Raw genomic sequence first — 423 nt, forward strand, 5'->3', positions numbered from 1 at the left:
CCTGCGTGGCGGCTGGGTTGGTTGAGGGTGTGTGCTGAGGCGCATGTGGAGCGGCTGGGTTTGATGAGGGTGCCTGTTGAGGTGCGTTTGTGGCGGCTGGGGTTGATGAGGGTGCGTGTTGAGGCGCCTGCGTGGCGGCGGGGGGTGACGAGGGAGCGTGTTGAGGCGCTTGCGTGGCGGCGGGGGTTGATGAGGGGGCGTGTTGAGGCGCCTGCGTGGCGGTTGGGTTGGTTGAGGGTGTGTGTTGAGGTGCCTGCGTGGCGGCTGGAGTTGTGGAGCAAAGGGCTTGCCAGCCAAACAAAATCGGTTCACAGTGTGCTGCTGTAGGTTTTGTTTTTGCTCCTGCTTGTGCAAGCCGTTCTTTAACTAAAGCAAGGGTGCCATCGGGTTTATAAAAGGGAAAAATGATTTTTTCGCCATCTT

Annotated in this window: 1 pseudogene; it reads right to left on the reverse strand. The window is 59.1% G+C overall.

From position 1 onward, the window contains the following. Nucleotides 1-423, reverse strand: a pseudogene (locus ACFIKU_RS10015) (bifunctional DNA primase/helicase); the annotation flags it as partial.

This window comes from Bartonella sp. CM120XJJH, from assembly GCF_042194715.1.
Classification (GTDB): Bacteria; Pseudomonadota; Alphaproteobacteria; order Rhizobiales; family Rhizobiaceae; genus Bartonella.